The 23,811-nt window shown below is 45.0% G+C and carries 30 protein-coding genes, 1 tRNA gene and 5 pseudogenes; 24 read left to right on the plus strand and 12 right to left on the minus strand.

Annotated features, from left to right (window positions below; translation table 11 throughout):
* Positions 1-34 precede the first annotated feature (34 nt).
* Together JCM11217_RS00265 and JCM11217_RS00270 are read left to right on the plus strand one after the other, a co-directional pair.
* The gene (locus JCM11217_RS00265; RefSeq protein ID WP_054841704.1) at positions 35-1,285 is read left to right on the plus strand and encodes a hypothetical protein; all 1,251 of its coding nucleotides are present in this window, start codon (positions 35-37) and stop codon (positions 1,283-1,285) included.
* Complete coding sequence (locus JCM11217_RS00270; RefSeq protein ID WP_243677834.1) at positions 1,266-1,580, plus strand: hypothetical protein; 315 nt, start codon at positions 1,266-1,268, stop codon at positions 1,578-1,580. Before JCM11217_RS00265 ends, JCM11217_RS00270 begins: the two co-directional genes overlap by 20 nt.
* Before the next feature lie 83 nt (positions 1,581-1,663).
* On the opposite strand, the pseudogene JCM11217_RS00275 reads toward JCM11217_RS00270, so the two are convergent.
* A pseudogene (locus JCM11217_RS00275) lies at positions 1,664-2,597 on the minus strand (2-hydroxyacid dehydrogenase).
* Between the two features lie 131 nt (positions 2,598-2,728).
* On the opposite strand from JCM11217_RS00275, the gene JCM11217_RS00280 reads away from it, so the two are divergent.
* The 5 genes and pseudogenes from JCM11217_RS00280 to JCM11217_RS00295 all read left to right on the plus strand — a co-directional run bounded on the left by JCM11217_RS00280 (position 2,729) and on the right by JCM11217_RS00295 (position 5,750).
* Positions 2,729-2,893: a 30S ribosomal protein S14 gene (locus JCM11217_RS00280; RefSeq protein WP_054841706.1), complete on the plus strand. Its 165-nt coding sequence runs from the start codon at positions 2,729-2,731 to the stop codon at positions 2,891-2,893.
* Positions 2,894-2,951: 58 nt separating this feature from the next.
* Positions 2,952-3,881, plus strand: coding sequence for a hypothetical protein (locus JCM11217_RS00285; protein WP_054841707.1), 930 nt, complete (start codon positions 2,952-2,954; stop codon positions 3,879-3,881).
* A gap of 145 nt (positions 3,882-4,026) precedes the next feature.
* The gene (locus JCM11217_RS00290) at positions 4,027-4,881 is read left to right on the plus strand and encodes a DUF711 family protein (RefSeq protein ID WP_243677835.1); all 855 of its coding nucleotides are present in this window, start codon (positions 4,027-4,029) and stop codon (positions 4,879-4,881) included.
* A 139-nt stretch (positions 4,882-5,020) separates the two neighbouring features.
* Positions 5,021-5,236 carry a hypothetical protein gene (locus JCM11217_RS12080; RefSeq protein WP_243677836.1) on the plus strand — a complete coding sequence of 72 codons (216 nt, stop codon included), beginning with the start codon at positions 5,021-5,023 and terminating at the stop codon, positions 5,234-5,236.
* Between the two features lie 20 nt (positions 5,237-5,256).
* Positions 5,257-5,750: pseudogene (locus JCM11217_RS00295) on the plus strand (hypothetical protein).
* Here JCM11217_RS00295 and JCM11217_RS00300 read toward each other — a convergent pair.
* The gene (locus JCM11217_RS00300) at positions 5,740-6,582 is read right to left on the minus strand and encodes a DUF86 domain-containing protein (RefSeq protein WP_243677837.1); all 843 of its coding nucleotides are present in this window, start codon (positions 6,580-6,582) and stop codon (positions 5,740-5,742) included. The pseudogene JCM11217_RS00295 and the gene JCM11217_RS00300 sit on opposite strands and share 11 nt — an antisense overlap.
* A gap of 335 nt (positions 6,583-6,917) precedes the next feature.
* On the opposite strand from JCM11217_RS00300, the gene JCM11217_RS00305 reads away from it, so the two are divergent.
* Both JCM11217_RS00305 and JCM11217_RS00310 read left to right on the plus strand, forming a co-directional pair.
* Positions 6,918-7,640: a tRNA(His) guanylyltransferase Thg1 family protein gene (locus JCM11217_RS00305; RefSeq protein WP_054841883.1), complete on the plus strand. Its 723-nt coding sequence runs from the start codon at positions 6,918-6,920 to the stop codon at positions 7,638-7,640.
* 110 nt (positions 7,641-7,750) lie between these two features.
* Positions 7,751-8,329, plus strand: a complete 579-nt coding sequence (locus JCM11217_RS00310; protein WP_243677838.1) for a TenA family protein — start codon at positions 7,751-7,753, stop codon at positions 8,327-8,329.
* 97 nt (positions 8,330-8,426) lie between these two features.
* On the opposite strand, the gene JCM11217_RS00315 is transcribed toward JCM11217_RS00310, so the two are convergent.
* Together JCM11217_RS00315 and JCM11217_RS00320 are read right to left on the minus strand one after the other, a co-directional pair.
* Complete coding sequence (locus JCM11217_RS00315; protein WP_054841709.1) at positions 8,427-8,777, minus strand: type II toxin-antitoxin system VapC family toxin; 351 nt, start codon at positions 8,775-8,777, stop codon at positions 8,427-8,429.
* Positions 8,767-8,994, minus strand: coding sequence for a hypothetical protein (locus JCM11217_RS00320; protein WP_054841710.1), 228 nt, complete (start codon positions 8,992-8,994; stop codon positions 8,767-8,769). The genes JCM11217_RS00315 and JCM11217_RS00320 overlap by 11 nt, the downstream gene beginning before the upstream one ends.
* Before the next feature lie 122 nt (positions 8,995-9,116).
* Between JCM11217_RS00320 and JCM11217_RS00325 the strand changes: the two genes are divergently transcribed.
* On the plus strand, positions 9,117-9,452 hold the full coding sequence (locus JCM11217_RS00325; protein WP_054841711.1) for a hypothetical protein: 336 nt from the start codon (positions 9,117-9,119) through the stop codon (positions 9,450-9,452).
* 77 nt (positions 9,453-9,529) lie between these two features.
* Here JCM11217_RS00325 and JCM11217_RS12085 read toward each other — a convergent pair whose 3' ends face one another.
* Positions 9,530-9,781 (minus strand): hypothetical protein, encoded by a 252-nt coding sequence (locus JCM11217_RS12085; protein ID WP_243677839.1) that lies wholly within the window; start codon positions 9,779-9,781, stop codon positions 9,530-9,532.
* Positions 9,782-10,071: 290 nt separating this feature from the next.
* Here JCM11217_RS12085 and JCM11217_RS00330 point away from each other — a divergent pair, with 290 nt between their 5' ends.
* Positions 10,072-10,527 (plus strand): hypothetical protein, encoded by a 456-nt coding sequence (locus tag JCM11217_RS00330; protein WP_054841712.1) that lies wholly within the window; start codon positions 10,072-10,074, stop codon positions 10,525-10,527.
* Between the two features lie 6 nt (positions 10,528-10,533).
* Here JCM11217_RS00330 and JCM11217_RS12090 read toward each other — a convergent pair whose 3' ends face one another.
* Positions 10,534-10,761 carry an EamA family transporter gene (locus JCM11217_RS12090; protein WP_243677840.1) on the minus strand — a complete coding sequence of 76 codons (228 nt, stop codon included), beginning with the start codon at positions 10,759-10,761 and terminating at the stop codon, positions 10,534-10,536.
* Positions 10,749-11,369 (minus strand): DMT family transporter, encoded by a 621-nt coding sequence (locus JCM11217_RS00335; RefSeq protein ID WP_243677841.1) that lies wholly within the window; start codon positions 11,367-11,369, stop codon positions 10,749-10,751. Before JCM11217_RS00335 ends, JCM11217_RS12090 begins: the two co-directional genes overlap by 13 nt.
* A gap of 99 nt (positions 11,370-11,468) precedes the next feature.
* Between JCM11217_RS00335 and JCM11217_RS00340 the strand changes: the two genes are divergently transcribed.
* From JCM11217_RS00340 to JCM11217_RS00370, 8 genes and pseudogenes are all read left to right on the plus strand, one after another.
* The gene (locus JCM11217_RS00340; protein WP_054841713.1) at positions 11,469-12,053 is read left to right on the plus strand and encodes a hypothetical protein; all 585 of its coding nucleotides are present in this window, start codon (positions 11,469-11,471) and stop codon (positions 12,051-12,053) included.
* Positions 12,053-12,710 (plus strand): annotated as a pseudogene (locus tag JCM11217_RS00345) (MBL fold metallo-hydrolase). Before JCM11217_RS00340 ends, JCM11217_RS00345 begins: the two are co-directional and overlap by 1 nt.
* Positions 12,711-12,718: 8 nt before the next feature.
* A complete protein-coding gene (locus tag JCM11217_RS00350; protein ID WP_054841714.1) occupies positions 12,719-14,494 on the plus strand; it encodes a hypothetical protein in 1,776 nt (591 codons plus the stop codon).
* A 448-nt stretch (positions 14,495-14,942) separates the two neighbouring features.
* Positions 14,943-15,362, plus strand: coding sequence for a hypothetical protein (locus JCM11217_RS00355; RefSeq protein ID WP_054841884.1), 420 nt, complete (start codon positions 14,943-14,945; stop codon positions 15,360-15,362).
* Positions 15,350-15,568, plus strand: a complete 219-nt coding sequence (locus JCM11217_RS12095) for a hypothetical protein (RefSeq protein ID WP_243677842.1) — start codon at positions 15,350-15,352, stop codon at positions 15,566-15,568. Before JCM11217_RS00355 ends, JCM11217_RS12095 begins: the two co-directional genes overlap by 13 nt.
* 64 nt (positions 15,569-15,632) lie before the next feature.
* Positions 15,633-15,764: a hypothetical protein gene (locus tag JCM11217_RS12100; protein ID WP_243677843.1), complete on the plus strand. Its 132-nt coding sequence runs from the start codon at positions 15,633-15,635 to the stop codon at positions 15,762-15,764.
* A gap of 42 nt (positions 15,765-15,806) precedes the next feature.
* A pseudogene (locus JCM11217_RS00365) lies at positions 15,807-16,543 on the plus strand (creatininase family protein).
* Positions 16,544-16,743: 200 nt separating this feature from the next.
* Positions 16,744-17,583, plus strand: a complete 840-nt coding sequence (locus JCM11217_RS00370; protein WP_243677844.1) for a hypothetical protein — start codon at positions 16,744-16,746, stop codon at positions 17,581-17,583.
* 211 nt (positions 17,584-17,794) lie between these two features.
* Here the strand turns inward: JCM11217_RS00370 and JCM11217_RS00375 are convergent.
* The 4 genes from JCM11217_RS00375 to JCM11217_RS00390 form a co-directional block, all read right to left on the minus strand.
* A tRNA-Phe gene (locus JCM11217_RS00375) sits at positions 17,795-17,869 on the minus strand.
* Positions 17,870-18,487: 618 nt separating this feature from the next.
* Positions 18,488-19,090, minus strand: a complete 603-nt coding sequence (locus tag JCM11217_RS00380) for a hypothetical protein (RefSeq protein ID WP_243677845.1) — start codon at positions 19,088-19,090, stop codon at positions 18,488-18,490.
* A 170-nt stretch (positions 19,091-19,260) separates the two neighbouring features.
* Positions 19,261-19,617: a PaREP1 family protein gene (locus JCM11217_RS00385; RefSeq protein ID WP_054841717.1), complete on the minus strand. Its 357-nt coding sequence runs from the start codon at positions 19,615-19,617 to the stop codon at positions 19,261-19,263.
* 241 nt (positions 19,618-19,858) lie between these two features.
* Positions 19,859-20,581, minus strand: a complete 723-nt coding sequence (locus tag JCM11217_RS00390; RefSeq protein WP_054841718.1) for a queuosine precursor transporter — start codon at positions 20,579-20,581, stop codon at positions 19,859-19,861.
* A gap of 194 nt (positions 20,582-20,775) precedes the next feature.
* Here JCM11217_RS00390 and JCM11217_RS00395 point away from each other — a divergent pair, with 194 nt between their 5' ends.
* Entirely contained in the window at positions 20,776-21,381 is a 606-nt protein-coding gene (locus JCM11217_RS00395; protein ID WP_054841719.1) for a hypothetical protein, read from the plus strand.
* Positions 21,382-21,411: 30 nt separating this feature from the next.
* Here the strand turns inward: JCM11217_RS00395 and JCM11217_RS00400 are convergent.
* Positions 21,412-22,157 (minus strand): annotated as a pseudogene (locus JCM11217_RS00400) (5-formyltetrahydrofolate cyclo-ligase).
* A 69-nt stretch (positions 22,158-22,226) separates the two neighbouring features.
* On the opposite strand from JCM11217_RS00400, the gene JCM11217_RS00405 reads away from it, so the two are divergent.
* From JCM11217_RS00405 to JCM11217_RS12115, 4 genes are all read left to right on the plus strand, one after another.
* A complete protein-coding gene (locus JCM11217_RS00405) occupies positions 22,227-22,529 on the plus strand; it encodes a hypothetical protein (RefSeq protein WP_054841720.1) in 303 nt (100 codons plus the stop codon).
* Between the two features lie 161 nt (positions 22,530-22,690).
* Positions 22,691-23,008, plus strand: coding sequence for an MFS transporter (locus tag JCM11217_RS12105; protein ID WP_243678021.1), 318 nt, complete (start codon positions 22,691-22,693; stop codon positions 23,006-23,008).
* Between the two features lie 17 nt (positions 23,009-23,025).
* Positions 23,026-23,601 (plus strand): MFS transporter, encoded by a 576-nt coding sequence (locus tag JCM11217_RS12110; RefSeq protein WP_243677846.1) that lies wholly within the window; start codon positions 23,026-23,028, stop codon positions 23,599-23,601.
* A 38-nt stretch (positions 23,602-23,639) separates the two neighbouring features.
* Positions 23,640-23,810 carry a hypothetical protein gene (locus JCM11217_RS12115; RefSeq protein ID WP_243677847.1) on the plus strand — a complete coding sequence of 57 codons (171 nt, stop codon included), beginning with the start codon at positions 23,640-23,642 and terminating at the stop codon, positions 23,808-23,810.
* Position 23,811 lies beyond the last annotated feature (1 nt).

Here is a 23,811-nt window from a genome sequence, read left to right on the forward strand (position 1 = left end):
CAAGGATTATACCTAGCTCACTGTTGCGGTAACTGTGAAGTTTAATTATGAAGTAATTAATGAGGAATCCAACATAGCCATCGTAACCCTCTGGAGCAGTGTAAACCAGGTTAAGGGGCTTCTCGGTGATTCAATAAGCCTTGTTGGTGTTATAGGCAATCTATACACGCCAGTCGGCATCAATTACATGATAGCCACCCTAGCCAGGATGAATTGGATCGATACGTTGATAGTCTATGGCCTTGATTATAATGGCGTTGGTGATTTATTAATTCGTTTCTTTAGGGATGGTGCATTAGACGTACTGCTTGTGAGTAAGGATGTTGCGGATAGTGTTAGGTCTACGGTGAGGGTGATAGACCTTAGGGAGGCATTTAAGGTGCGTAACGCCGACTTATTAATAAGGATCGTCCATGAAAACTATAGGTCTGGGCGTAGGCCTGTTAGACCATTGATGAACGTGGAGGTTCGTGAAAATGAGCATGGTGGTGGTTGGGTGTTACCGTTGGTCGGCGGTTTCATTTATGAGAGGGACACCTATAGGTCCTGGGTTAAGCTCGTTGATTTAGTATTAAATTATGGCTTTGATAAGGGTGATTATAGGGAGTTGATAACGCCGCTCGTGGTCATAGATTCGATGGGTAAGCCGCACCCATTCAGGAGACTCAACGAGGCTGGGCTTAGGGGGGGTTTTGAGCCTCCTGCCGAGGTGGTTGATGCCATGGTCAGGGAGTTGAGGATTAATCCGTATTCGATCAACGCTGTTTATTACGGAAGTGATTACTTGGTTCAGGGTGTTATAAGTGGCGACTATTATAATCAAGTGGTTTATTTGAGGAGTGTGGACGTGCTCAATGACTGGTGCAGGCAGTTATATAGGTGGTGGTCTCTTGCGAGGAGAATCGTCGAGACCCTGAATAGCGAGTTCAATGCCTGGTATAGCGTGGGTTCCATAGCCGTAATGCCGTTCTCAGCCAGGATATACGCCAAAGACCTAAGTAGGGCTGAGGAGTTCGTGAGGAGAAACGCCAATGTGTTCAGCGAGTTCGTCGAGGATCCAAGGGGTAACTTCCTGGTTATGAGGGAGGGCGAGTCCGTGGTTGTTGAACATAGGTTGCCAATCACTAACTCACTACATAGGAGATTCTCGTTTAAATCCCTTGAGGAGGCATATAACACGCTCAAGAACAGCAATCACTTCACTAATTACTCACACGCAATGTACCTCGGCAAGGAGTTGGCGAGGGCGTTCCTTCTCAGGAATTATGAGCAGGATAAGTTATGAGAGAAAAGTTAATCCGTACCTATGCAACGATGAGAATATGGTTAGGAAGAAGCCATACCCGCATAACAATGACATACTAAATGCAATGCTTAGGGTGTTTTCCAGGGAACCCTTCGTAAAGCCGATAGACTTTCCGGACAAGGTCCGTGAGGAACTTGAGAAGGAGGGCTTCTACGTAGGCCTTGTTTCTACAAAACGCATCTGGAGGATTTATGAGGAGGCGGTCAGGAGGGGGGGCTTAATCTATGACTATCTAGGCGTGGTAATTGGCTATGGTGAGTACTGGGAGGAATAGGTATTACGGTGATGCCGTGTTAATAGCCATGGTTAGAAATTTCTAAGTGAGGGCTAGGCGATGTGTTGTTTCATGGGCGTGATTTAAACGTAATCATCTCTATTGACCTTATTCATGGGCGTCTCTCCCCCCCTAAGGTACCTAATTACGTTCTCCACGGCCCTAATCATCGCGTACTCAGCAATCTCCCTCTGAGCCCCCCCACCAGCTATGTGTGGTGTACCCAGGAAATTAGGTAATGCCGTCAATGGCGTCCTCGGTGGTATTTCCTCATGCCCATCATGTACCCACCAAACATCAGTGCCAAACCTAATGTCCTGCCTCTCCTTAAGAACCCTGTATAGGTCCTCCTCCTTAACCACGTCACCGCGGCCGACATTCACAACAATGGCGCCACGCTTTAATGCCCTAAGCTCCCTCTCGCCTATTAAGCCTTCGTATGCTTATTCAGTGGTAACGCTATTGCACTATGTCAGCTCTTGGCAGTACATCGAGTAATTTACTCGTTGGGTAGACCTCATCAAAGTATTCGGCTGGTCTACCGCTTCTATTAATTCCGATATTGTAGGTCCTGAACCCCCCCTCCTTACCGATCCTCGCAATCTCCCTACCAATACCGCCAGTGCCGAGGACGAGCAGTGTTGACTCAATGATTTTGCGCGGGCTCGTTAATTCATTACTTAGGTACTCCCTGGCATTTAGTACGGGCTTGTGCAATCCCTTGGCAAGCGTTAGTATCATGGCCCATGCATGCTCAGCAACGGGCACCGAGTAAGCCCCCCCTGCGTTGCTATAGATCTCTACATTGCTTGGTATTGCGGTGAATGGTAGGTGGTCAACACCTGCTGAGAACGTCTGTATCACCCTTAGCCTAGGCATGGATTTAATGTTACTAGTCAGGTCAAACTCCCTACCGCACCAGCACATTAGTATCTCGGCGCTGGATAACGCGCTTGATTGTTCGTCCTTACCCAACTTCGGTAGTTCGTAGAGGTTGACATTATAACTCCTTAGCATTTCCCTAGCCTTTTCAGGTAATTCCACCGTACTGACTATCGTTGTTGTCATTTAAATTGAGGCAGATTGCTAACTATTTAATTTTTCACGGGCAAAAATACTTTTAACTGGGCTTTCTTCCGGTAACGCGAATGGCGAAGATAAAGCCACCTAAGGAGCGTAAGTATGGGAGGGCCGTAATTAGGTGTCAAAGATGTGGTACTCATGAGGCTGTCATTAGGAAGTACGGGCTTTACTTATGCAGGAGGTGCTTCAGGGAGGTGGCACCGCAACTAGGGTTTAAGAAGTATTACTGAGTATTCATACTCATTACGATTGCTTAGGGATTATAAGCACCAATGCGACTAATTAACTATGGCTAGGATACCCGCAACACTTAACCTGGACAAAATTATCGAAGTAGCCAAGGCACTGGCATCGCTGGACCTGCGCAGGTCCAACGCCTTCGATCCAAGGTTTTACCCGCCTAAGGATGCGGATATTGAGGCCACGTACAATTACTTCCTGGCGATGGTGGCGATCGACCATAGGACGAATATTGGAGATTGGCAATTCATTAGGCGAGTTGGCGATGAGGTTTTCACGGGCTCCGACCTACTTTGGAGGTTGGGTATGGAGATGTTTAGTAGGGATAGTTCCTTCTTCAGCCCAGCCAGCCTAAGGAGGCTTGATCCCACGGTGGTTAAGGACTGGCTCGTTGGTGATTATGGACCCGTTTGGGATTATGGTGTTAGGGCTTACCTACTTAGGGATGTGGGTTCTTACGTGCTTAGGAATTATGGTACAACGATTAGGCTTTTCCATGTCTCAAACGTTGAGGAGTTGATTGATAGGTTATCCGGTATGGCAGCCTATGAGGACCCCCCCGTAAAGAAGAAGGCTTACCTATTGATTAAGTTCTTGGTGCTACGTGGGTTGCTGAAGGCCAAGCCGCAGGAAATTAAGCTACCAATTGATAATCACCTCACGAGGATTGCCTATAGGCTCGGCATCGTAAGGCTTGAGGATTGGGTTCTCGAGTTAATGAGACGTGATGTGCACTTTAGTAGGGAGCTTGACGTTGAACTTAGGTTGACAGTTCGTGATGCTTGGGACGCGGTGATTAGGATTGGTAAGCTAGACCCAATAGCGTTGGATGACTTCCTATGGAGGTTTGGAAGGACTGTATGCATTAGGGACAAGCCGCAGTGCGATAAGTGCCCATTGAAGGATGTTTGTAATGCGTATGCAAGGGGGGGTTCGTTTATTAACGAGCACAATCACTACCTAACATATTATTACTAATTAATGACAATACTTAAATGAGAATAGGCCACTGCTAAGTTAATGATTATTCGCGCAGTTACGTTGTTTTATCCCGTGGAGAATGGCAGGGTTAATGCCGATGAGCTTAGGCAGGAACTGGTTAAGCTACGTAATGTGGTAAGCAATGTTAGTGGCAGGAGGGGGGATTGAGATAAGGACCTGGAGGGTTACACTACCCTTCACCGAGCCGTCCTGGGACTTCGAGGAATTATCAACAATAATGCATAAGGTAAGTGCCGACCTTGGGTACATTCATGCATCGCTAAATATAGCCATGGAGTCAAGGTTCGAGTTAAATAAGTTGGTTAATGCATTCATTGAGTCGGGGAGTTACCTGAGTATTTGGGTTGGTAATTTCAATGAATTGAATGAGTACAACACTGAGTTATTTACGAACGTGCTTAAGAAACTTGTGGAGCTAAATCAATGGGCTCTATCCAGAAGGATCGCCGCATTAATCGGCGATGCGATACTCACGCCGTACTACCCAGACTCAATAAACCTCGGCAATAACCATGGTATAGCCCTATCAATACTATACCCGAGCGAATTAAGTAATGAGCGTAATCTACGCAATGACCTCACCAGGGTATTTAGGACTGCCGAGGACATTGGTAAGGAAATTGCAAGTGAATTGGGCATTGATTACCTGGGTATCGACGTCTCACTATCACCCTGGGGGGGTGAGGAGTCCGTTGTCAATGCCATTGAGAGGATTTATGGGATTAGGTTCGGCGGGCCTGGCACGTTAAGTGCCATTTATAAATTGAACAAGGCCATTTGGGAAGCATCCAATCAATTTAAGGTAACAGGATTTAACGAGGTGATGCTGCCGCTTGCTGAGGATGAGCAGTTGAAGGCGAGGGCTAGGGAGGGCTTAATCACATTCTCCAAGCTTGTTAAGTACACGATGACCTGCGTAGCCGGTGTTGACATGGTACCAATACCAAGCAGTCAATTATCGCTCATTAAGGCTTAATCAATGATTTACATGCGATAGTCAGTATTAAGCGCAGGTCGATTGGGCTTAGGTTAATACCATACCCAGGCAGTGAGGCTGAGGTTGACCTTGGAGACTTCGGTAAGACACCGGTACTTGACATGGTGAGGTGATTTTCATGCCAATACACCTAAGGGTTAATCCTGGGGGGGATATTGCCGAGAGGGTGGTAATAGTCGGTGACCCAGAGAGGGCGAGACAATTAAGTGAGTTACTCGTTGGTGCGAGGCTCGTTAATGAGAATAGGGGGGTTAATAACGTACACAGGCAAGTACAATGGTGTCGACATCACGGTGGCGACCCACGGAATCGGAGCCCCCATCGGCCGCCATAGTGATTGAGGAGTTGATAAGCATGGGCGCCAGATTCATTGTTCGCCTTGGAACCGCAGGGGGGGCGCTTAGGAGGGAGATAGGCATTGGCGATGTGGTTGTACCCACAGGCTCTGCATACAACTACGGAGGAATATACACGCAGTACCTGGGCAGTTTCATAGCTACCCAGCAATACCTGATTACCACCTAATGAGTGAGTTAGTGAGAAGTCTCGAATCGATGAATATAAAGCCCTGGGTTGGTCCGGTGTATAGTAGCGACGCATTCTATGCGGAGGAGGATCTAGTCAACGTACTTGGTTCGAGGGGCTTCCTGGGCGTTGAAATGGAGACCGCAATACTATTCCTACTGGGCCTTATGAGGGGGGGCGTAAAGACGGCGGCCGTGCTCATAGTAAGTAACAACCTGACCGAGGGCAGGGCTGGAAGGTTCTTAATAGCGAGTGAGTTAAGGGATGCCGTGCTCAGGGTTGGTAGGGCTGTGTTAAATGCGTTAATTATGGTTAAGGATTAAGCACGGTATCATAGTACTGAGTAAGTCTTGGCTTAAAGTCCAGGAACTCCCTAATAGTCTTAACTTCAAAGTCAACCCTTCTTTCTGGATCCCTATCAAAGATCAAGACACCCTTGCTCACAACTTCATACGCCAGTAACAACGGCGCTTTATTAAGATGTACGAGATCAACTCTCAACCCTAACGAGTCCTCTAGGTCCATTGCCATGCTCACGAGTTCCTTCCAACTTAATTCCCTGCTAGTGAATATGGCGATATCCACGTCACTCCCTGGGGGGGACGGCTTACCAATTACCCATGAACCAAATACGTAGGCGAATAGCACAGAGTTAGATCTCTCTAGTACCTGCCTAGCCCTATTAATTATGTTAATAAATCCTCTATCGCTGGTAATAAATTGATTATTATCGGGATCTATTGACCTATCCCTGACAAAATTACTAATCTCATTAATTACCCTATCTAACTCATCGATTTCATTTAAAGCCTCAATCAATCTCTCGGGATCTATCACGGCATAGCCGTGGACAAGCACATTCCTAAAGCTAATCCACAACTCGAATAACTTACCAGTTTCATCACTAAGGACATTGGCGCTCACCAATATTCTCGCAACATCCCTATACCTCTCGGGTTTACTAAGATTAAGAATTGAGCACAGTCTCATACCAACATCAATGAGGGATTCAACGGCTAAGTGTAGGTAACGCTCAACGGCACCCCTAAGCACCAAATCCCTACTTAAATCATCAACAGTCCTCGCTCTATCCCTAATCGACCTTAGAATATTTACATAACTCCTAGCCATCGCCAATTTATCATTAATTATCACACTACCACGCCAAAATTGTACACTCCTTACCCAAACTAAAAACCTTGCACATATTACCTACAAGGACTTAACGAAGACGCATCAGCGCGCAGGTCTTGGGTCCTCACCCATCAGATCCGTCCCCCCCGCTTAACATCATCAAAGCATGGTCTACTAACTTGTTAATAACCCTTAACATGTAATAGGAAACCGCGGGTTAGGGCTACAAGCCCTTTTCATTGGGCCAACCAGCCATTTTCATTACATGCTGTGCCTTATCGCTAGCCGTACACATACTATGGCGGTTCTTAGGGACTTAATTTTATAATGGCTTCTGTAATTAAACCGTGAACATAATGAACAATTCCAGCGTCATTGACCTACTGATTAGCGCTAATCCCGTGGAGTTAGAGAAGGATTTCGACTCCAGGGTAATTACTAACATTGTTAAGCCGCCGATAGTCGTTAGGCTTGATGGGGGGGCCGGCTTTGGTAAGGCACTTAGGGACTTTAACTGGCCCAGGGATGAGAGGGTTCATAGGGCATTGATTAAGGCTGCCGTTGAGTTAATGAGGGTCTTCTCCGGTGAGTACGCGCTCGTGATTAGCGATGAGATTAATGTCTTCCTCCTTAGTTATGTGCCGTTTAATGGGCGTGAGTATAAGCTAATTAGTTCAATGGCTGGCCTCGCATCGGCCATTGTTAGTAATGCCCTTGGTAGAGTCCTCTACTTTGATGCCAGGGTTATTCCGCTTAATGATGATTGCCGTGATGTTGCCAGGTACATGCTTTACCGCGTTAGGGTTGGTTTCAATAATTATCACGTTGAGGTAGCCCAAAGGAGTAGGGTGGTCCCGCCAGAGAGTACTCCGCACATAGGTGACGTAATAAAGGCCTTGGGCGGTCCAAGGCTTACCTGGGAATCCCTTGGTACATGCCTGGTTAGGACTAGGGTTGAGCTTGAGGGCATTGACAGGAGGAGTGGTGAAAGGATTAAGTATGTTAGGAAGAGGATTGTTGAGAGGAACCCAATCGATGTCATTAACGAACTTAGCAGGTGCGGTCCTAATGCTCAATAAACTTGTTAATAATATTTAATAACCAGATAATTGCGAAATTAAGCATATGGTCAATACCCACGAGAAGCTCAGGGAATTAGTGGGTGACTTATGGAGTAAATATACTAGGCATGAATTCGTTGAGAGGCTCAGATGGTTCATTACCAATGGACGTCTTTAGGTATTACCTAATTCAGGACACGAAGTACGTGAGAGAAATGCAGAAGGCCGTGATTGAGGCTGCGAGTAAGGCTCCGCTTAATGAGGCCATTGACGTGTTAACAGCGGTATTCAGCAATGTGGAGAGGGGTGCGGAAGTTCATGAGAGGTTATTCCGTGACTTATCAATAACGGAGGAGGAAGTTAACAATACAGGGTTCAACCTAGTTAATTACGCGTACACTAGGCATCTACATTACTACGCATCATTGGGCTGGCCCCAGTTCCTCGCGGCATGGGCACCATGCATGTGGGGGGGCTACCACGAGATTGGTAAGTACGTTGTTGGTACTGGCAACGCCATATTCAATGCATGGGCCGAGTTCTACGCATCGAGCGATTACTGGTCTAGGGTTGAGGCCATCCTAAGGACGCTGGATAAGTACGGGGGGGTAACGCCTGATATGGAGAGGGCATTTAAGGACAGCGTTAATTTCGAGATAATGTTCTGGGAAGCCTCGCTCAGGAAGGACCCAACAATACTTTACTAAATGCCCACGTCACGGGGCATAATCAATTACGTGCTTCACATATTGATTACCACCTAACGATTTCACTAATGTATCATCAGCCGTGTACATAACTGTGTTAAGTCTCATGGCTAAGTCCACGTATATTGGCGTCGTATATCGAAATGCCGTACTTAATGGATAGTTCGCTTGCACTAATTATGGATTCCCACGTAATGCCATAGATATTTAATAGGCTATCCTTCAGTAGGTTTAATGCCCTCCTTAAGTAATCCTCACTTATCAACCCACGTAGGTAATACTTCCTTAGGGCATCAGCCACTTCGGCAATCGCTATTGATGGAATAACAACCGTAATACGACCATTGAGGCAATCAATACGTATTCTCTCAGCGTAGTCGCTGTAATCCTCCTTAATAACCCACTTAACTATAACGCTTACGTCACATACGATCTGCCTACCTGGCATTCCTATTCTCCCTAATGAATTCTACGGCAAGGTTACCCCCCCTTATCAGCGGTGAATCCCTTAAAAGCTCCTCATACCTAGCCTCAAGCCTCTTCGCCAATTCCTCACGAACCCTCCTCTCAAGGAATTCTCTAATCTCCCTCGAGTAGTCAATACCAAGCCTGTCCAACTCCTCCTTCAACCACCTGGGTATCCTAACGGACAGTACTACGCTCATTGTAAACTATTAATCGAATACAATTATAAGCTTACTGTAAATAAATACTGCAGATATATTCGTTATTCAAAACGCACTAAAAATAAGGTTTAAAATTAAAGCTTAAGGCCAACTTAATGAGTATGGACCTAAGCGAGTTAATGAGCCTACTCCTCAGTAAGGGTGTGGACTACGTTATTGCTCAATTACCCAATTGGATTAGTAGGAAGGAGGTCTCGAGGGAGGATGCGGAGTTAATACTCATGTATGCAATGATGAATAAGCTTGACGAAATGAGTAAGAAAATTGATGATTTACGCAAAGAAGTAGATAGTATGCATAAAGAGATGATTGATAGGCTCGACTTCATAAGTAATCAGTTGAGGGTCCTGAACTCAAACATAGCCGCAACATACGAATTGACGTCAAAGGTAATGACCAAGTTAATGGAGAGCAGTATCGCACCTGCACGTACATAATGCATAAGACGAGTATTAACCACCGTAGAGCTGGTTCACGTATTGGTTCTTAAAGCCCATTACCTGGACTCCGGAGCTTAGGAAACCGCTGGGATGTTTTGTGTTGGTTGTTTATTGTTGTTTTTGAGTGTGGGTTTCGTGGTTATTGCGTAGGCTGTGTGGTTAAGTAAGGATAAACTTGTTGGTGAGGTTTGTTCGTTGAAGTTATTGTTGTAAAGGGCTATGCTATGCACAGAGACACGGCCAGATCCATGATTACCAAACACCCTCACTGAAACGTGAAAACCTACTAATGTATTAAACCTAAACAAAGCAACTAACATGAACATTGATTAAATAATTATTGTTCAATACTAATCCATAAACCTGTTGAAAATGATGCGCTTTGCATATTCAGTAAAGCGATCAACGTTATTATTAGGACCATGCCGATGGCAACGAGTACCGCGGTTAGGTCCTTAATGCTCATATCAACTTGTAGTTTATGGTTAAACTTGGTATAAGTTTATTTCTTGCTGACTATATCCTTATTAACGTTAACGTTTTTATTGTTGGTCGTGACTTAATTTTATTAAGAATAATGTTTATTAAGGGGGGGAATTGAAACTTAATAAACACGATGAGTGAGGGGTTGAGCGATACAATAACGACAATAATACTCGTGGTAGTGGCAATAACATTAACCATAGCAATAGTAATTTGGGTATTTGGGATAGCCGGCAATGCATCAAGGTCATTTGGCGTTAGAGTAATGATAGAAGGCCCAAGCATGTCACAGAATAACGCGACATTTATAATCATTAATTCAGGCACGGAGTACGTAGAACTGGCGTACATAGTAATCAACAATGCCGAGTTCACGCCAAACAATAGATGCGTCATACCGCCTGGGAACTCAGCGTTATTAACCATAATTAGTAATGGGACGCATTACGTAGGTGCGGTGCTGAGGGTTGGGAATTGTACCGTGAATTACAACGGCGATTCGAGGATCTACGGTATAAATACTGCAGAGGTTGTATTCACAAACGGTCAGCGGGTTCTTTACGAAACACTGAACTTACAGGGTCAATAAGGCTCGCTAGGCCCTTAACTGCGATATTAAGACGCCAGTGAGCGTTATCGCCGAGCCTATTACCTCCATCTCCGTGGGTACCTTACCAAGTATTAATAAGGCGAATAAGTATGCAGATGCGGGTACAAGTATTGATATTGAGCTCGCCGTTACGGGACCGAGGTCCCTAACACCTAGGAACCAAAGTAGGAAGCCCATCACCTGGGCCACCAACGCGACGGTTATGCCCCCCACGCAACGGCATTCAATGTTAATTCCATGTGTGGGTTTATGATGAGTGTTGGTGCTGCTATTAGAGTCGATATTACTGCCATGGAGGCATTCAACTTAATGAGATCCTCATGAACAAGGTTCCTCCTGTAGTAATGAGTGCCTAACGCCCAAATGAAACCACCAAGTATCGCAATGGCATCACCAACGTCAAAGCTGTACACGCCAACCGCAATCAGCAATCCGATAAATGCCATTGCGATACCAATTACCTGCAAAATGGTTGGTTTCTCACCGTAAAGCACTATCGAGAGTATTAGTACAAAGATTGGTTGTGTATAGACGAGTACGGAGACCAGGGCTGGGTTTGAACTATACTTAATGGCGAGGTTTAGGAAGACCACGAATAAGGTCCCATTAAGTAATGCGTTTATTACGTACTTACGATTTATCACTAAGCCCCCCCTACCGATTAGGTACAGCAGTAAACCGCCAAAGCCGAACCTATACATCGTGAGTACGAAGGGGGGGGACATGTAATACATGGCAACCTTAGAGATGGAGTAGGATGAGCCCCCCCAGGCGGCTAGGACGCCAATCATTGCTAGGTAACCGCGGAGTTTACTATTCATAACCTGCCACGTGGTTAAGTATGGAGTGTTATAAGGATTACTATGTGCAACTTATTTAATTTAAGGAATTTAAGTATGCCTCAGGGGTGCATTTGTAGTATGGATGTGGATACGAAGATGCTTAATAGGCTTGTTTGGTTTTATGTTGGTTTTGTTATCGTGAATTTTGCGTCATTGCTATGGCTTTTCATAACTAGTTACCTAACCATATACACGGACATACCGCTGCCATACTTCATGCTATACATACCCAGCAACATAGCCATACTAGCCCTAATAACCCTGGCATTAATACTGGGCCTATACACTTACCTAGGTATTGTACTCATACGCGACGGCCTTGAGAGGGGGGGCTACGTACCTGCAGCTTTTGTAGCCGCGATAATCATCGGCATAGTCCTACTATTCACTAAGCAGTTTATGGCCTCAGTGATATTCCTAATAATTGCCCTGGCACTCATGGTCGGCGTATACGCAGTGCTAACGAGCATTGCAACGCATAGGGCATCGAGGTACATGTGGTTAGCAAGTGCCTTGCTCATCATAGTGGCCGTGATATTGGCATTTGTAAGTAGGCTGGTCGTAAACTACGTGGGAGCTACAATACAGTCACTGTCAATACTCGCCTGCGCAATTGAGGTGTGGTCAATAATGGGTAAGCCAAGCAAAGGGCAGGGATCCTAATGCCCACCGTGGAGGTAATAGTCGTTGGGCCTCTTGAAACCAACTGCTACCTTGTATGCAATGGTGACTCCTGCGTAATAATTGACCCTGGGGGGATGAGGCTAAGACCATACTAAATGCCCTAGGCAGTAGGAGGGCCTTAGCCGTAGTTGCAACGCACCTACACTTTGATCATGTGGGCGCAGTTAAGGAGTTAACCGAGCACTTAGGCGTTCCATTCATGGCGCATAAGCTTGATTGGGAATTGAAGGAATTATTTAATGAATTAGCCTCAGGGTGGGGGGGATTCGCGAAACCGGAGTTGCCGGAGCCCGTGTTCGTTGATGAGGGGGGGTCACAATTACCGCTTAACCTGAGGGTTATGCACACTCCAGGGCATACGCCGGGCTCAATATCGATAATCGGTGACGGCTTTGTAATCACGGGAGATACGCTCTTCGCGGGTAGCGTCGGTAGGACAGACCTACCTGGAGGTGACATGGATAGGCTCAGGGATTCCGTGTGCAGGCTATACAGGGAACTACCCGATAACTTCATTGTCTATCCAGCCATGGGCCATCAACCACGATTGGCGAAGAGAAGATAAGCAACGTAGTGATTCCAATGGAGGCTTGCCCGAATGAGGCAGGGCGCATTAGTTATGAAAAGCCGAAGTAAAAAAGCCCATGATTAAGGTAACCACTATGCCCAGGCAGGTAGGCAGAGCACGCATAATCACCCTGGCAATACTCTCAATAGCGGTCCTCTCAATAGCCCTAGCAGTCCTAGCCCAAACACAGGCCCAGCCAAAGCCATTCATGACAATCACGGGCGAGGGATCACGCATAGATTACTACAACGTGAGTAGCACCACAGCACCGGCACTAGTAATACGCGCATACCTAAATAACACGCCCGTACCAGTGACGGTGAGCCTATTCGCATTCGCACCAACGAAGATATACACCGTGGGTTATTACTACGGAATAGGCATGGTAAGTATAAACCTAACAAGCCCCTTAATCAAGGAAATAGCCGGAGAATGGCAAGTGACTGGACTATGGCCATCACTACTGGCATTCATCACGTACACGTCCAATGAGACGCGCACGATTAGGTTCATAATACTGGCAATACCCTACAACCCAAGGTGGATAACAAGCAATGAGCACATAGCGATAATAGCAACAGTAAACCTAACAATGGCAAGGCAACTACCAATACCGAGAAACCTAACGAAATCAACAACCACACAAATAACCAATACTAAGATAAACGTAACAGATCTATACGGATACACCTATGTGGGTTCATGTATGGGAAATAATGTTGTTCTAAATAATCCGCCGGGACTACCTGGTGCATCATCGTGGCAATTAGAGAGTTGTTATGAATTTAATGGACCGGTACCATTTTTCTTCATAAGTTGGGGCTCGGGAGTGTGGAATAATGGCGTTACTAGTATCGGCTTTGTTATTGAAAATGCCATAGCTCAGGCAAATAGCGGACTTTACGCGACGTACGCAATATATAATTACTCAAATGATAACTATATAACTACGATAACATCCGCATCGCCTACAATTATATTCTCAAATCAAATAAACATGGTACTTAGTAATTCATACTGTGGCGTGGTAGGTGGAGTTGAGGTTAAGTATGGTTCATCATTAAGTATTGGTTGTTCCTCTAACGATATTATATATTACGTACCTGGTAGTTCTGGTACAGTGTTTGTAGGGCCCGTTGATAATATTGCTGCTGTTACATTTTACGACTGCTTATATCAAAGTGGTTCTTGTATACCAATTTATGTGGCTAATGGTACTATGGTACTAAGTCTAAGTGGATTATCGTCAAGTTCCTTAGTTATTTATCCGTTCATTGATTTAGGTAATGGCTCAATAACAAATACATTAACATTACTAATAAATCAAGGTTTAGCAGGTGAAGCATTCACAGTACTCGATGGCCAATATTTTTCGTATAATCCATCCACCGGGTCAGTGTCATATTCATCTGCTTGTAGTAATTCACCAACCCCCCCAGCAAGTGTGGAACCTTATAGGGTAGCTTATTATCTCAGTAATGTAATTACAACTTATAAAGCCGTCTTACCTGGTTGGGCACCAGATGTTGGTAGTGCAATTGCTGAGATAATAGCTGATTTTATCACTGATGATCCGATAATCTCACACTTCATTGGTTTTGGCATATCCTATTTGCTTCAACAATATGCCTCAAGCAGTAGTATTTACCAGTCATACATAGTGGGAATTGAAACTAATGATAACGTTGCATGGCAACTCTACACAACATTTGTGGGTACACCAGCTATAGAAACTACACAAGATGTTGAATCTTACTGGCCAATGGGTATTGTGATTAATGGTAGTGGTTATTACCTGGATTATCTGCCCTATCTATATCCATGGCCTGGTGCTACCGTGTGCCAGGGCTGAGCATTACTGAGTAGGTTCATTGTCTGATTAAAACGTTCTGAGTAATTCCTTAACCTTACTTATTACCTCTTCAATGTTGGTTACTGAGCCCTGGCTTAGGATTAGCCATAACTCCTTCACCATCGGTAGTTTATCTGATAACCGCATTACGGCGCTCGTCACTAACCGACCTGTTCAACGACCTATCCTCACTGCATCCTAAACCTCAGGTAGCCCTCCCCTAATTGCCAATGCCTTAACTGCATAGTTGAATGCACTCCTTAAATTATCAATTGAATAGGCGCTAGTCCTCGCCATGTCCAGCTCGTGCTTCGCATTGAGTATTAGCGCGTCTGCGTCGCTGCTGCGCTGAGATACTTTGTGGTTGAGCTGTAAGCGAGTAGTAACCTATAGACATTGGGTAAACGTAAATACTTTAAGTATGTATATAATCCTTAGATTGAGTTTAATGCTTGATAAATCAATAATTGGCAAGTTGAGGATGTTTTCATGGGGGGGTAGCTACGGTATTTACTATGCGGTTCTCTTTGGTTCCATAGTTAGGAGGGGGGGTTTTGGTGAGGATGTTGATATTGCGGTGGAGTTCATGGGAGGCCTTGACCTAGGTAGGTATTCACGGTTACTCTTTGACCTGTTTGATTACCTGGGTACGGATAAGGTGGATTTGGTGCCCATTGGTGACAATACTGATTGTTACCTGATTCATGAGGTTTTTAGTGATGGTGTGATACTGTACATGGCCGGTGATGATGCTTGGTTGAGGATGCATAGGAGGGCTTCTATTTGTGAGGACTTCCTTATTGATGCCAGGAAGTTGGACCTAGTGGTTAATGCGGGTAAGGCGTTGGTGATGAGATGGCGATCCTAAATAAGTTGCTTAGCATTATTGAGGATATGACTAGGAAGCTCGATGAATTGGTCGACCATGGCTATGACCTAAACAATTGGCGAGACCAACTGGCATCAATACATGCACTCCAGGTTCAGGCCCAGGCCTTCATTGACCTGTGCCAGCGATTATTATCAAACATGGGTATTGCAGTTGAAGCTACTCGGGAATTGCCAAGAAGTTAAGGGAGAAGGGCTTAGTGACGGGTGAGGAAGAGGCCCTAGTTAAGTCGTTGGTGGCTTTAGGAACGTGGTGGTTCACGGTTACGCCAACTTAGACCTCAACGTGGTCGATAAGATACTCAAGTCGAGGGATTATAGGAAGGTCCTCGAACTAGCCCTGGCACTTAGGGATAGGGCTAGGCAGTACTGGGACCCTTAACCTCAGGGTATTGCATTTAAGGCATTGCCAAATCACTGATTAATGCGTTGGTGGGAACTCACCTGGCCTGAGTTCGAGAAGGTGGATAAAACAGTGGCCTTACTACCGACGGGTATTGTCGAGGCTCACGGACCACACCTACCACTGGGCACTGACGCGTTAATGGCTACCTACATAGCCGAGGAAGCCGCCAAGAGGGCCAACGCACTCCTACTACCCACTGTTTGGTATGGGAATACGTACGTACTCGATAAGTTCCCCGGCACAATATCCATAAGCAATGAAACACTCTATATGCTATACAGGGATATATTCAGGGAAGTTGCCAGAAACGGCATTAAGTACCTAGTCGTCATTAACGGGCATGGAGGAAACACGGACGCCCTAAACATGGCGGCTAAGGACGTGGCTAAGGAGACGAACCTAGTCATAATAATCATAAACTGGTGGATAGACCTGGCCAAGGAAGCCAGGAAAAAGGTTTTGGAAACGCCGGAAGGCCACGCTGCCGAGGATGAGACAAGCGAGGTCTGGGCAGCATACCCAGACCTAGTCAAGTGGATACCCAGGGATGGCTCTGCTGATGAGTGGGTTGAGGCGAGGTTCAGGGTATATGGTAAGGAGCCTACGCAATGGAGTACACGAAGGCCGTACAGGGATACCCATCAAGAGCAAGCCAGGAAAAGGGCAGGACAATACTGGAGGCAGCAATAAGCGAGGTCGTTCAATTGATAAATGACCTAAGGAATGGGAAACTACCAATAACAAAGATTAAGTGAAGGTAACTTACGAATAGTATCGATTGCCTTTAAACCAATCATCCTGACCGTGAAATGAATACCACGCTTTTAGTTAGTAAGTCATTAATTAATCAATGGCCTATAAGCGTTAAACCGTGAAGGTAACCCTACCTGCTCGTTTCACTCCTCTTAATACCCAAAGAAAGAAAAATCTGTGGATAAGAGGTTATGTGAGGATTATGGGTCTGGGTTTGAGGTGGTTGGTGGCTGTGTTGGTTGTGGCGGCTCTGGTTGTTTCTTTCCTTGTTATTAAGTTTGTCCTTATTGGGCATAGCCACGCGTCTGTTGGTGCAAGCTCTTCGAGGCATTTACCCGCACTTCCCGTTCCTCAGTTCATTTATTATGGTGGGTTAGCGTGTAATGGTGGTGTTGTAATTCCAGGCAACTCACTCATTGTGCTTGTTTATCATGTTCATGGAAACATGATTATCAATTACGTAAACATACCCATTGATGTACCACTCACAGTAATCAACTACTCACTGCCAGGCCCGTCACAGCCTGGCATGGTTATGGGTATGGGTGTTTACTTAAACGGCACCTTAATAGCCACGAGCACAGCCTCGCCAACACTGACAATAGCCACCATCGTAAACACGGCATACCCACTCGGCAATAAGACCCTAACCTTCTGGCAGTATGCCAAGGCTATGAATTGGTCGGTAGTGCACACAGGCTTTGTGGCTGTGTTCCCACCAATTAATGCCACGCCAAGCGACGTGATAGAGGTCGCCATATACTCATCAATACCATACATCCTACCATCATGCAACGTGAGCAGTGAGGGTGAGGAGGTTGGGTTAATGGTTAATAATGATTGGATTGGGTTCGTACCCCCCAAACCGAATGCAACGCCAACCGCGGAACAGCTTTACATGGAGGGTACTTACATAACCGAGGAGCCAATAATCTACATAGCCATGGCCCAGGGGGGGCTACCCAGGGTTATAAACATGAACAACTTAACAATATTCATGAAAAACACAGCACCAGACTACATAATATCACGCTACTGGTAATTAACGTAGTGATTAGGGACCTGAAAGTAGCAATAGTGAACCAAAACCTCAAGCCCTGAACAAAAATCCCAAACATCCAGGAAACAGAAAGCACTATAATTCACTACCGAAGCAATCATAAATTAATCCCAAGCCAACGATCATGCAAAGAGACAAAACCCACAAAACAAACCCCCCCAAATCATAACAAGGATCAATACCCTGATGGTGCCCCCCCGGCCGGGATTTGAACCCGGGACCTACCGGTCTTCAGCCGGTCGCTCTCCCAGAGCTGAGCTACCGGGGGGTCGTTTTTTGTTCTTCTTGTCGGGGGGGGATTTAAGTTTTTTGTCCTGCTTTATGATTTTGGTAGATCGTTGATTTTTCTTGGGTTGGTTTTGGTTGTTATTGATATGTTTGCGTATTTTTGTTACGTGTCTGTGCTTATTTGTGTCATGTTAATATTAGATTAATGACCATTATCTTCTATCTAGCATATTTCTTAAGAATATTATATTATTAATAGAGATTCTGAGGAAAGCTAAGGAGAGTGGTTATCTGTAAGTGAATTGATCTCAGCTTCAGCAGCAAGTCTCTTAAGCCTTTGCCACTTTTCAAAAGAAAGTATATCCAATAAATCTTTCATTAATGGTGGTATCGCTTCAATAATTCTTTTAGTGAGAATTGCTGCATTACCTCTAAATACTATTGTGTCGCCCTCTTCCTTCCAGCCATTCAGCTCTTTTAGTACACTTACCCACCACTTACGTTTAGATTTTGCGACAAGGTATATCGTTTTTTCCTTTTCTATTTTCTTAACAGTACCATCGCCTAAGATTCCACCGAATAACGTTAAAAGAATGGTCTTCTCATCATTCGTGTTAAGGACGGCATCTTTTAATGAGCAATACTGCGTCGTGTGTAATCACATAGTTAATGTGATATTCGTTTTATTTAAGTTAATACTTTGTAATGTTATGTGTATTGAACCAGGATATAACAGAGACCATATTAACCACTGCCAAGGTTGTGTACTTGCCATATATGGGTAGCATTTAATCCTTCCTTCATCAGAATGCGCAAAACCATACCTAATTGGTATTATTTCATTATCATTGAATAGTGCTGGCACACTAAGATCAACTCCTCCAAATCCTCTAAATGAAATCTTTAATATACTGCCTTTTCTTAGTTTTTGCTCTCTGAAAACAAAGTTTTCGGTATAGATTGATACTACGGTATTGCTATATTTTATTTGCAATATATTAGAACGCTCTTCGATATGCTTTATAAGGAAATTCATCCCATCATTAAGATATTGTAAAATATCATTGATTATTTCACTAACCTGCTGTAATTGTGAATTTCTAGCATTGATATTAAGTCTATATCTCCAAAGTTCATTTTTATATTTATTAAATGTATTAATAATATTATCAAGGTTTAAATTTAATCTTTTGATGATTTCTTCTGTTATCTTTTCTTCGTTTAAAGTAACAATCGTATTATTAAATGGCTTAATCAACATCTTACTAGCCTTGTTATTCTCTGGGCTATATAGGCTTCCCGTTATCGAAATCAAATACTAAGGTCATATTACATTATGGTGTATGTTAATTTAGTTCTTAATTTCAGTTGTCTAATCTTAAGGTGAGAAGGTTAATGGGTTCCTACTATTTAACGTATTGTATGTTTTAGCTAGACAATGTTTTTAATAATCATTTTGCTTATCCTTGTCCTTATTGCTTCAATCAGTTTCCTAATGTCTATTAGTGCGTCTTCATCGTTTCTGTATATGGATGGTGCTTCCTCTGGGTCTGGTCCGTTGTGCTGATACCTATGGAGTTCCAGCGCCAGTAACGTGTTTGTGTATGTGCCGGGGGGGTGCCTTGTTTCGATTATTCTGGCTATTTCCCTCATCCTAGTGGTTGATATTAGGGCTATTACATAATCGACCTCCTTAATTACCCTATTCTCAAGCTCGACATCTCTATTAAACACCTTGGCCAGTTCATCCCTAGTATCAACGGCTAGGGCCCAAGCAGCGCCTTCCATGCTTGGAACGCCTTACCTGCGGCATTCCTTATGAGCCCAATTCCATGAATTTCTCAGCCAGTTCGACCTCGGCGGTTGCCTCCTTGATCCTGACCTCCCTGTACCTGTTTAAGTCGATCCAGGGCTTAGCCACCGGATTTAATACCTCATCAAGCCTTAAATACTTGCCTTAACTCATTAATTTGGTGATTTGGATCTCGAGTGCTGAGTGCCGTGATGATGGCTCGCAAAGATGATCTCCTCATACCCTGCTGGTTACGTAGCCGTATTGCAGCGCCTTCCTGTTTATCCACACGGCGAGCATGGTCAGTGGCACCAGGCTTATCTTTACCGAGAGCTGTGAAGCCATCAATAGTAGCAGTACGTTGTTTGGCACAACGCCGTAGAAGGCGATTGGTATGAATACCAGGGTGTCGATGGTCATCGCCACCGGGTCCGAGTAACCAACCCTCCTAAGCACACCACCCCCTAGCCTACTCACGAGGAATACGTCGTAGGTTTCCGAGATTAGGAAGGCAGTTATTGAGGCTATGGCAATCCTCGCTGACTGACCCATTATGCTCGTGAAGGCACCCTGCAAGTTCCAGAATGGGGGGGCTGGTGGGTACACTATGACCAGCCAGTTTATGATGAATACCAACGCCTGCAGGTAGGCAGCGAGCCTCACAATCCAATAACCAACCCTCCTACCGAACCTAAGCGTTAGGAAGTCGAGCATGGCAACGCTGGCGCTGTATGTGAAGACGCCCATGGGTATCACCAATGGCCCCACGAACGCGCCGATCTTCGATGCCGTGTATTGGCTAATTGTGAGGAGGAGCATATAATTCATTGCAGCAACAGGGAGTAGCAAGTCATCCCTACCAAACCTATGCAGCAACCACAGCACACCGGCGATGGCTATGTACGTTAATAGGGCATAGCCATAAAGCTCAGGCATGCCTGTCAGGTTATTCAGAATCATACAGGTTATTCCTGACTGGCAGGTATTAAAGCAATACCACAATGCACCAAATTAAGTGCGTTGCCGGGTTTGATTTATTGGGGGGGGATTGATCGGTTGACCTCATCATGATTAATACGGCACTACCCAACGTTGTTTAGATAAACACTTTTATATCCGTGCGGAGGTTAGTTTACTGTTGAGTAACGGGGTCTGTGATTGGTCCAGTCATTGATAGGGCTTTAGATGCTGTAATGAAGAAGGTGGAGAGTGGTAAGAAGTTAACGACTGAGGACTTAGTGGTGCTGATGCTAGGCATGTTCAGGGAGACCAACAAGAGGATTGATGACTTAAATAGGAGGGTTGACACATTATTCGAAGCGCTCAGTAAGAGGATCGATGTGCTGGAGAATGAGATTAATGAGAGGTTCAATGCGTATGATGAGAAAATAGTGGCACTCGATAAGAAGATTGATGATAGATTCGCAATACTTGATAAGAAGATAGACGAGAAATTTGCAATATTAGATAATAGAATTAATGAATTGAATAAAAAGGTTTATGAGAAGGTTAGTGAGCTGATGAGGAGGATTGATGAGATGGATGGTAAGGCTGAGTCACGTAGTAACTCATTAAGTGCTAGGATTGACTCAGTAAATGCCAGGATTGACGCAATATATAGTGAGTTGAGTAGACGCATGAACGAGTTGAGTGATAAGATGGATGCCGGCAATAAGGCGTTAGGCGAGAGAATCGATAGGCTTTATGAGTTGTTGGGCAAGATATACGAGACCCCAATTAAGCAGGCAAGTAATGCATAAAGTCAATACAGCATCTCCCGTGGATCACAATTACTTCTTGCTGTTGAGTCGAGCCTTTAGCTCGCTAAGTAGTGGTATTTCCCTGAGCATTTCGTTCGTGACGAAATCCCAGTAAATACCGCGTGGCTTGGGATCAACCCTCTTAACCCTAATCACCCTACCTGGAGTGACTATTACGTCTACAGGTAGGTCAAAGGGTTCCTTAGGTATCTCATCACTCACCAATTGTAGTTCGTGAACGGTGGTTACCACCGGTGTATCCTCATTAACCTTACCCAGGGCGCTGGCTATTCCCCACTCAATCTCCGCATAACCATGTGACTTACCCAGCCTACGCCCATTGCTTGGGTTGACGGCTACCGAACCTATTATGACAAGGTCTATGTTAGGCATATCCCAGGCTTAATCGGCAAACCCCCCCACTTAAACGCGCCTCTTATGGTCGAAGCCTCGCCATAGTACTGCCTCGGTATTCTACTCGGATCAAGCATTAGGAAGCCCTCCTTAATCCTAGGCGTGGGCATTATCAGTAACTTCCCATTGATCAACGTTAACTCCCTACACCGGCGTTGTGGGCTGTCAGGGTTTATCTTTACTACGCGGGCCTTAACGAACTCAGTAAGCGCTGTCATTAACTCGCAGGCCTTATCCGCACCTACGAAGTTAGGTATCCTGCCATAGACAGGCCTTGGGAATGACGCTATGTTCTTCTCCTCAAGCAATCTCCAGATTCGCTCCCTAATTAATTGCTTTGTATCCTTAATGCTCTTGTTCATAATTATTGTTATTTGTTTTCGGGGGGTGTTTTATTTATTTAAGCAATAAGGTTATTTATGAACAATACCATGAGTAGGCAGTATCTGCATTATAACTATGTATTCGTGATTTATGTCAACGGCACGGCTATTTTAATGAGCTATTTAATCAGTGGTACATTCATTGTGGCTCATCATGTCAATGGCGTCTTCGGTTTTATAGACAATATTTACTATGATAATTGCCTAGGCATTACGCCACTTGGTTTTAATAACGATAGTGTCGTCCTAACGAGCCCATTAATTGGTTCATTGCTTAGAGTGAGTAAGTATGTTGGTTTGAATAATTCAATTGTTCAATTAATGAATGAGGTTGTTTCTGAGTATCGTTAAGTATATGGGGGGGAATTTGGTTTTTATAGGGATTTGTTTTTGATATCGATTGTGCCTAATTGGGATAGGGATGTTTGGTTGCTTCTTGTCTCTAGGGGGGGATTGAGGAGTGTGGCTGGTGGTGCGCTTGGTGTGGTGACGGGCTTTACCTGTATTATTACCTGCACCTAACATTAACTGATGTTGGCGTTTTCTTCGGTGTTGGTGCATTCACGGCACCCCCCCTTCTTTCGCTATTGTTTGGTAGGTTGGGTGATAAGTATAGTAGGAAGGCGGTTCTATTACTGACGCTTGCCTTTCTGCCGATAGCCACGGCAATACTCCTAATCACTAAGTATTACCCATTGCTCCTACTTGCAGCCGCATTAGGCGGTTTCGGTACCGCTGGGACGTTAGCCAGTGGTAGTGTTGGTGCTGTGGCTGCACCAGTCCAAACGGCGATATTGGCTGATAAGACGGAGGACATGGATAGTCCATAGTATACGCAATATTCAACTTGGTATCTGGAACGGCATCGGCAATCGGGGCATTACTGGCTAACCTCAGCTATCGAGACGCATTCTACGCGGCCCTTGCATTATCAGCGGTTAGCCTATTCGTGGTATTACCAATTAGGGAGGAGCATAGACCCAAACAACGCGTTAATGATGATCCAAACACTAATTCTAAGGCCATAGCCCAAAAGGTAAGGAGGGATTTAACGTACATAAAGAGGTTCGCGATTGTTGGTGCATTAAATGGCACAGCCCAGGGATTAATAACGCCATTTCTACCTATAATATTTAAGATGGTCCTCCACGTGAGTAATGGCGTTGTTGGCGACATATTCTTCATCGGCGGTCTTGCAGCAGCCTTCGCATCGCTCACGGCGCCAGTCCTCTCGAGGATTTTCGGGCTTAGGGATGCCATAATTATTCCAAGGGTAATATCGACGATCGCCTTAATCCTCATACCATTCTCAACAACCCTTTACCTAGCCGCAATAACGTATGTTGTTTACGTGATGTTTAGGGTATCATCACTGGCTCCACAGCAAGCCTTAATGATGGAGCTCGTGGGCAGGGGGCAGTAGGTCAACGGTCTCTGGGGGTTAACCAAGCGGCGCGATTGTTGCCATCGGCAACGGCGACGATGGCGGCAGGCCCAATGCTCGACTACCTACCAATCCCCCCCGTACCGTTTACCATAGCCTTCATCGTGAATGTTATAAACATAGCCCTTTACAGGAGGTTCTTCCCTAACCCAAAGCCAACGCGTGGAGGAGTAACGGTAATTGAGTAAT

This window comes from Vulcanisaeta distributa JCM 11217, assembly GCF_001316005.1.
Lineage (GTDB): Archaea > Thermoproteota > Thermoprotei > Thermoproteales > Thermocladiaceae > Vulcanisaeta > Vulcanisaeta distributa_B.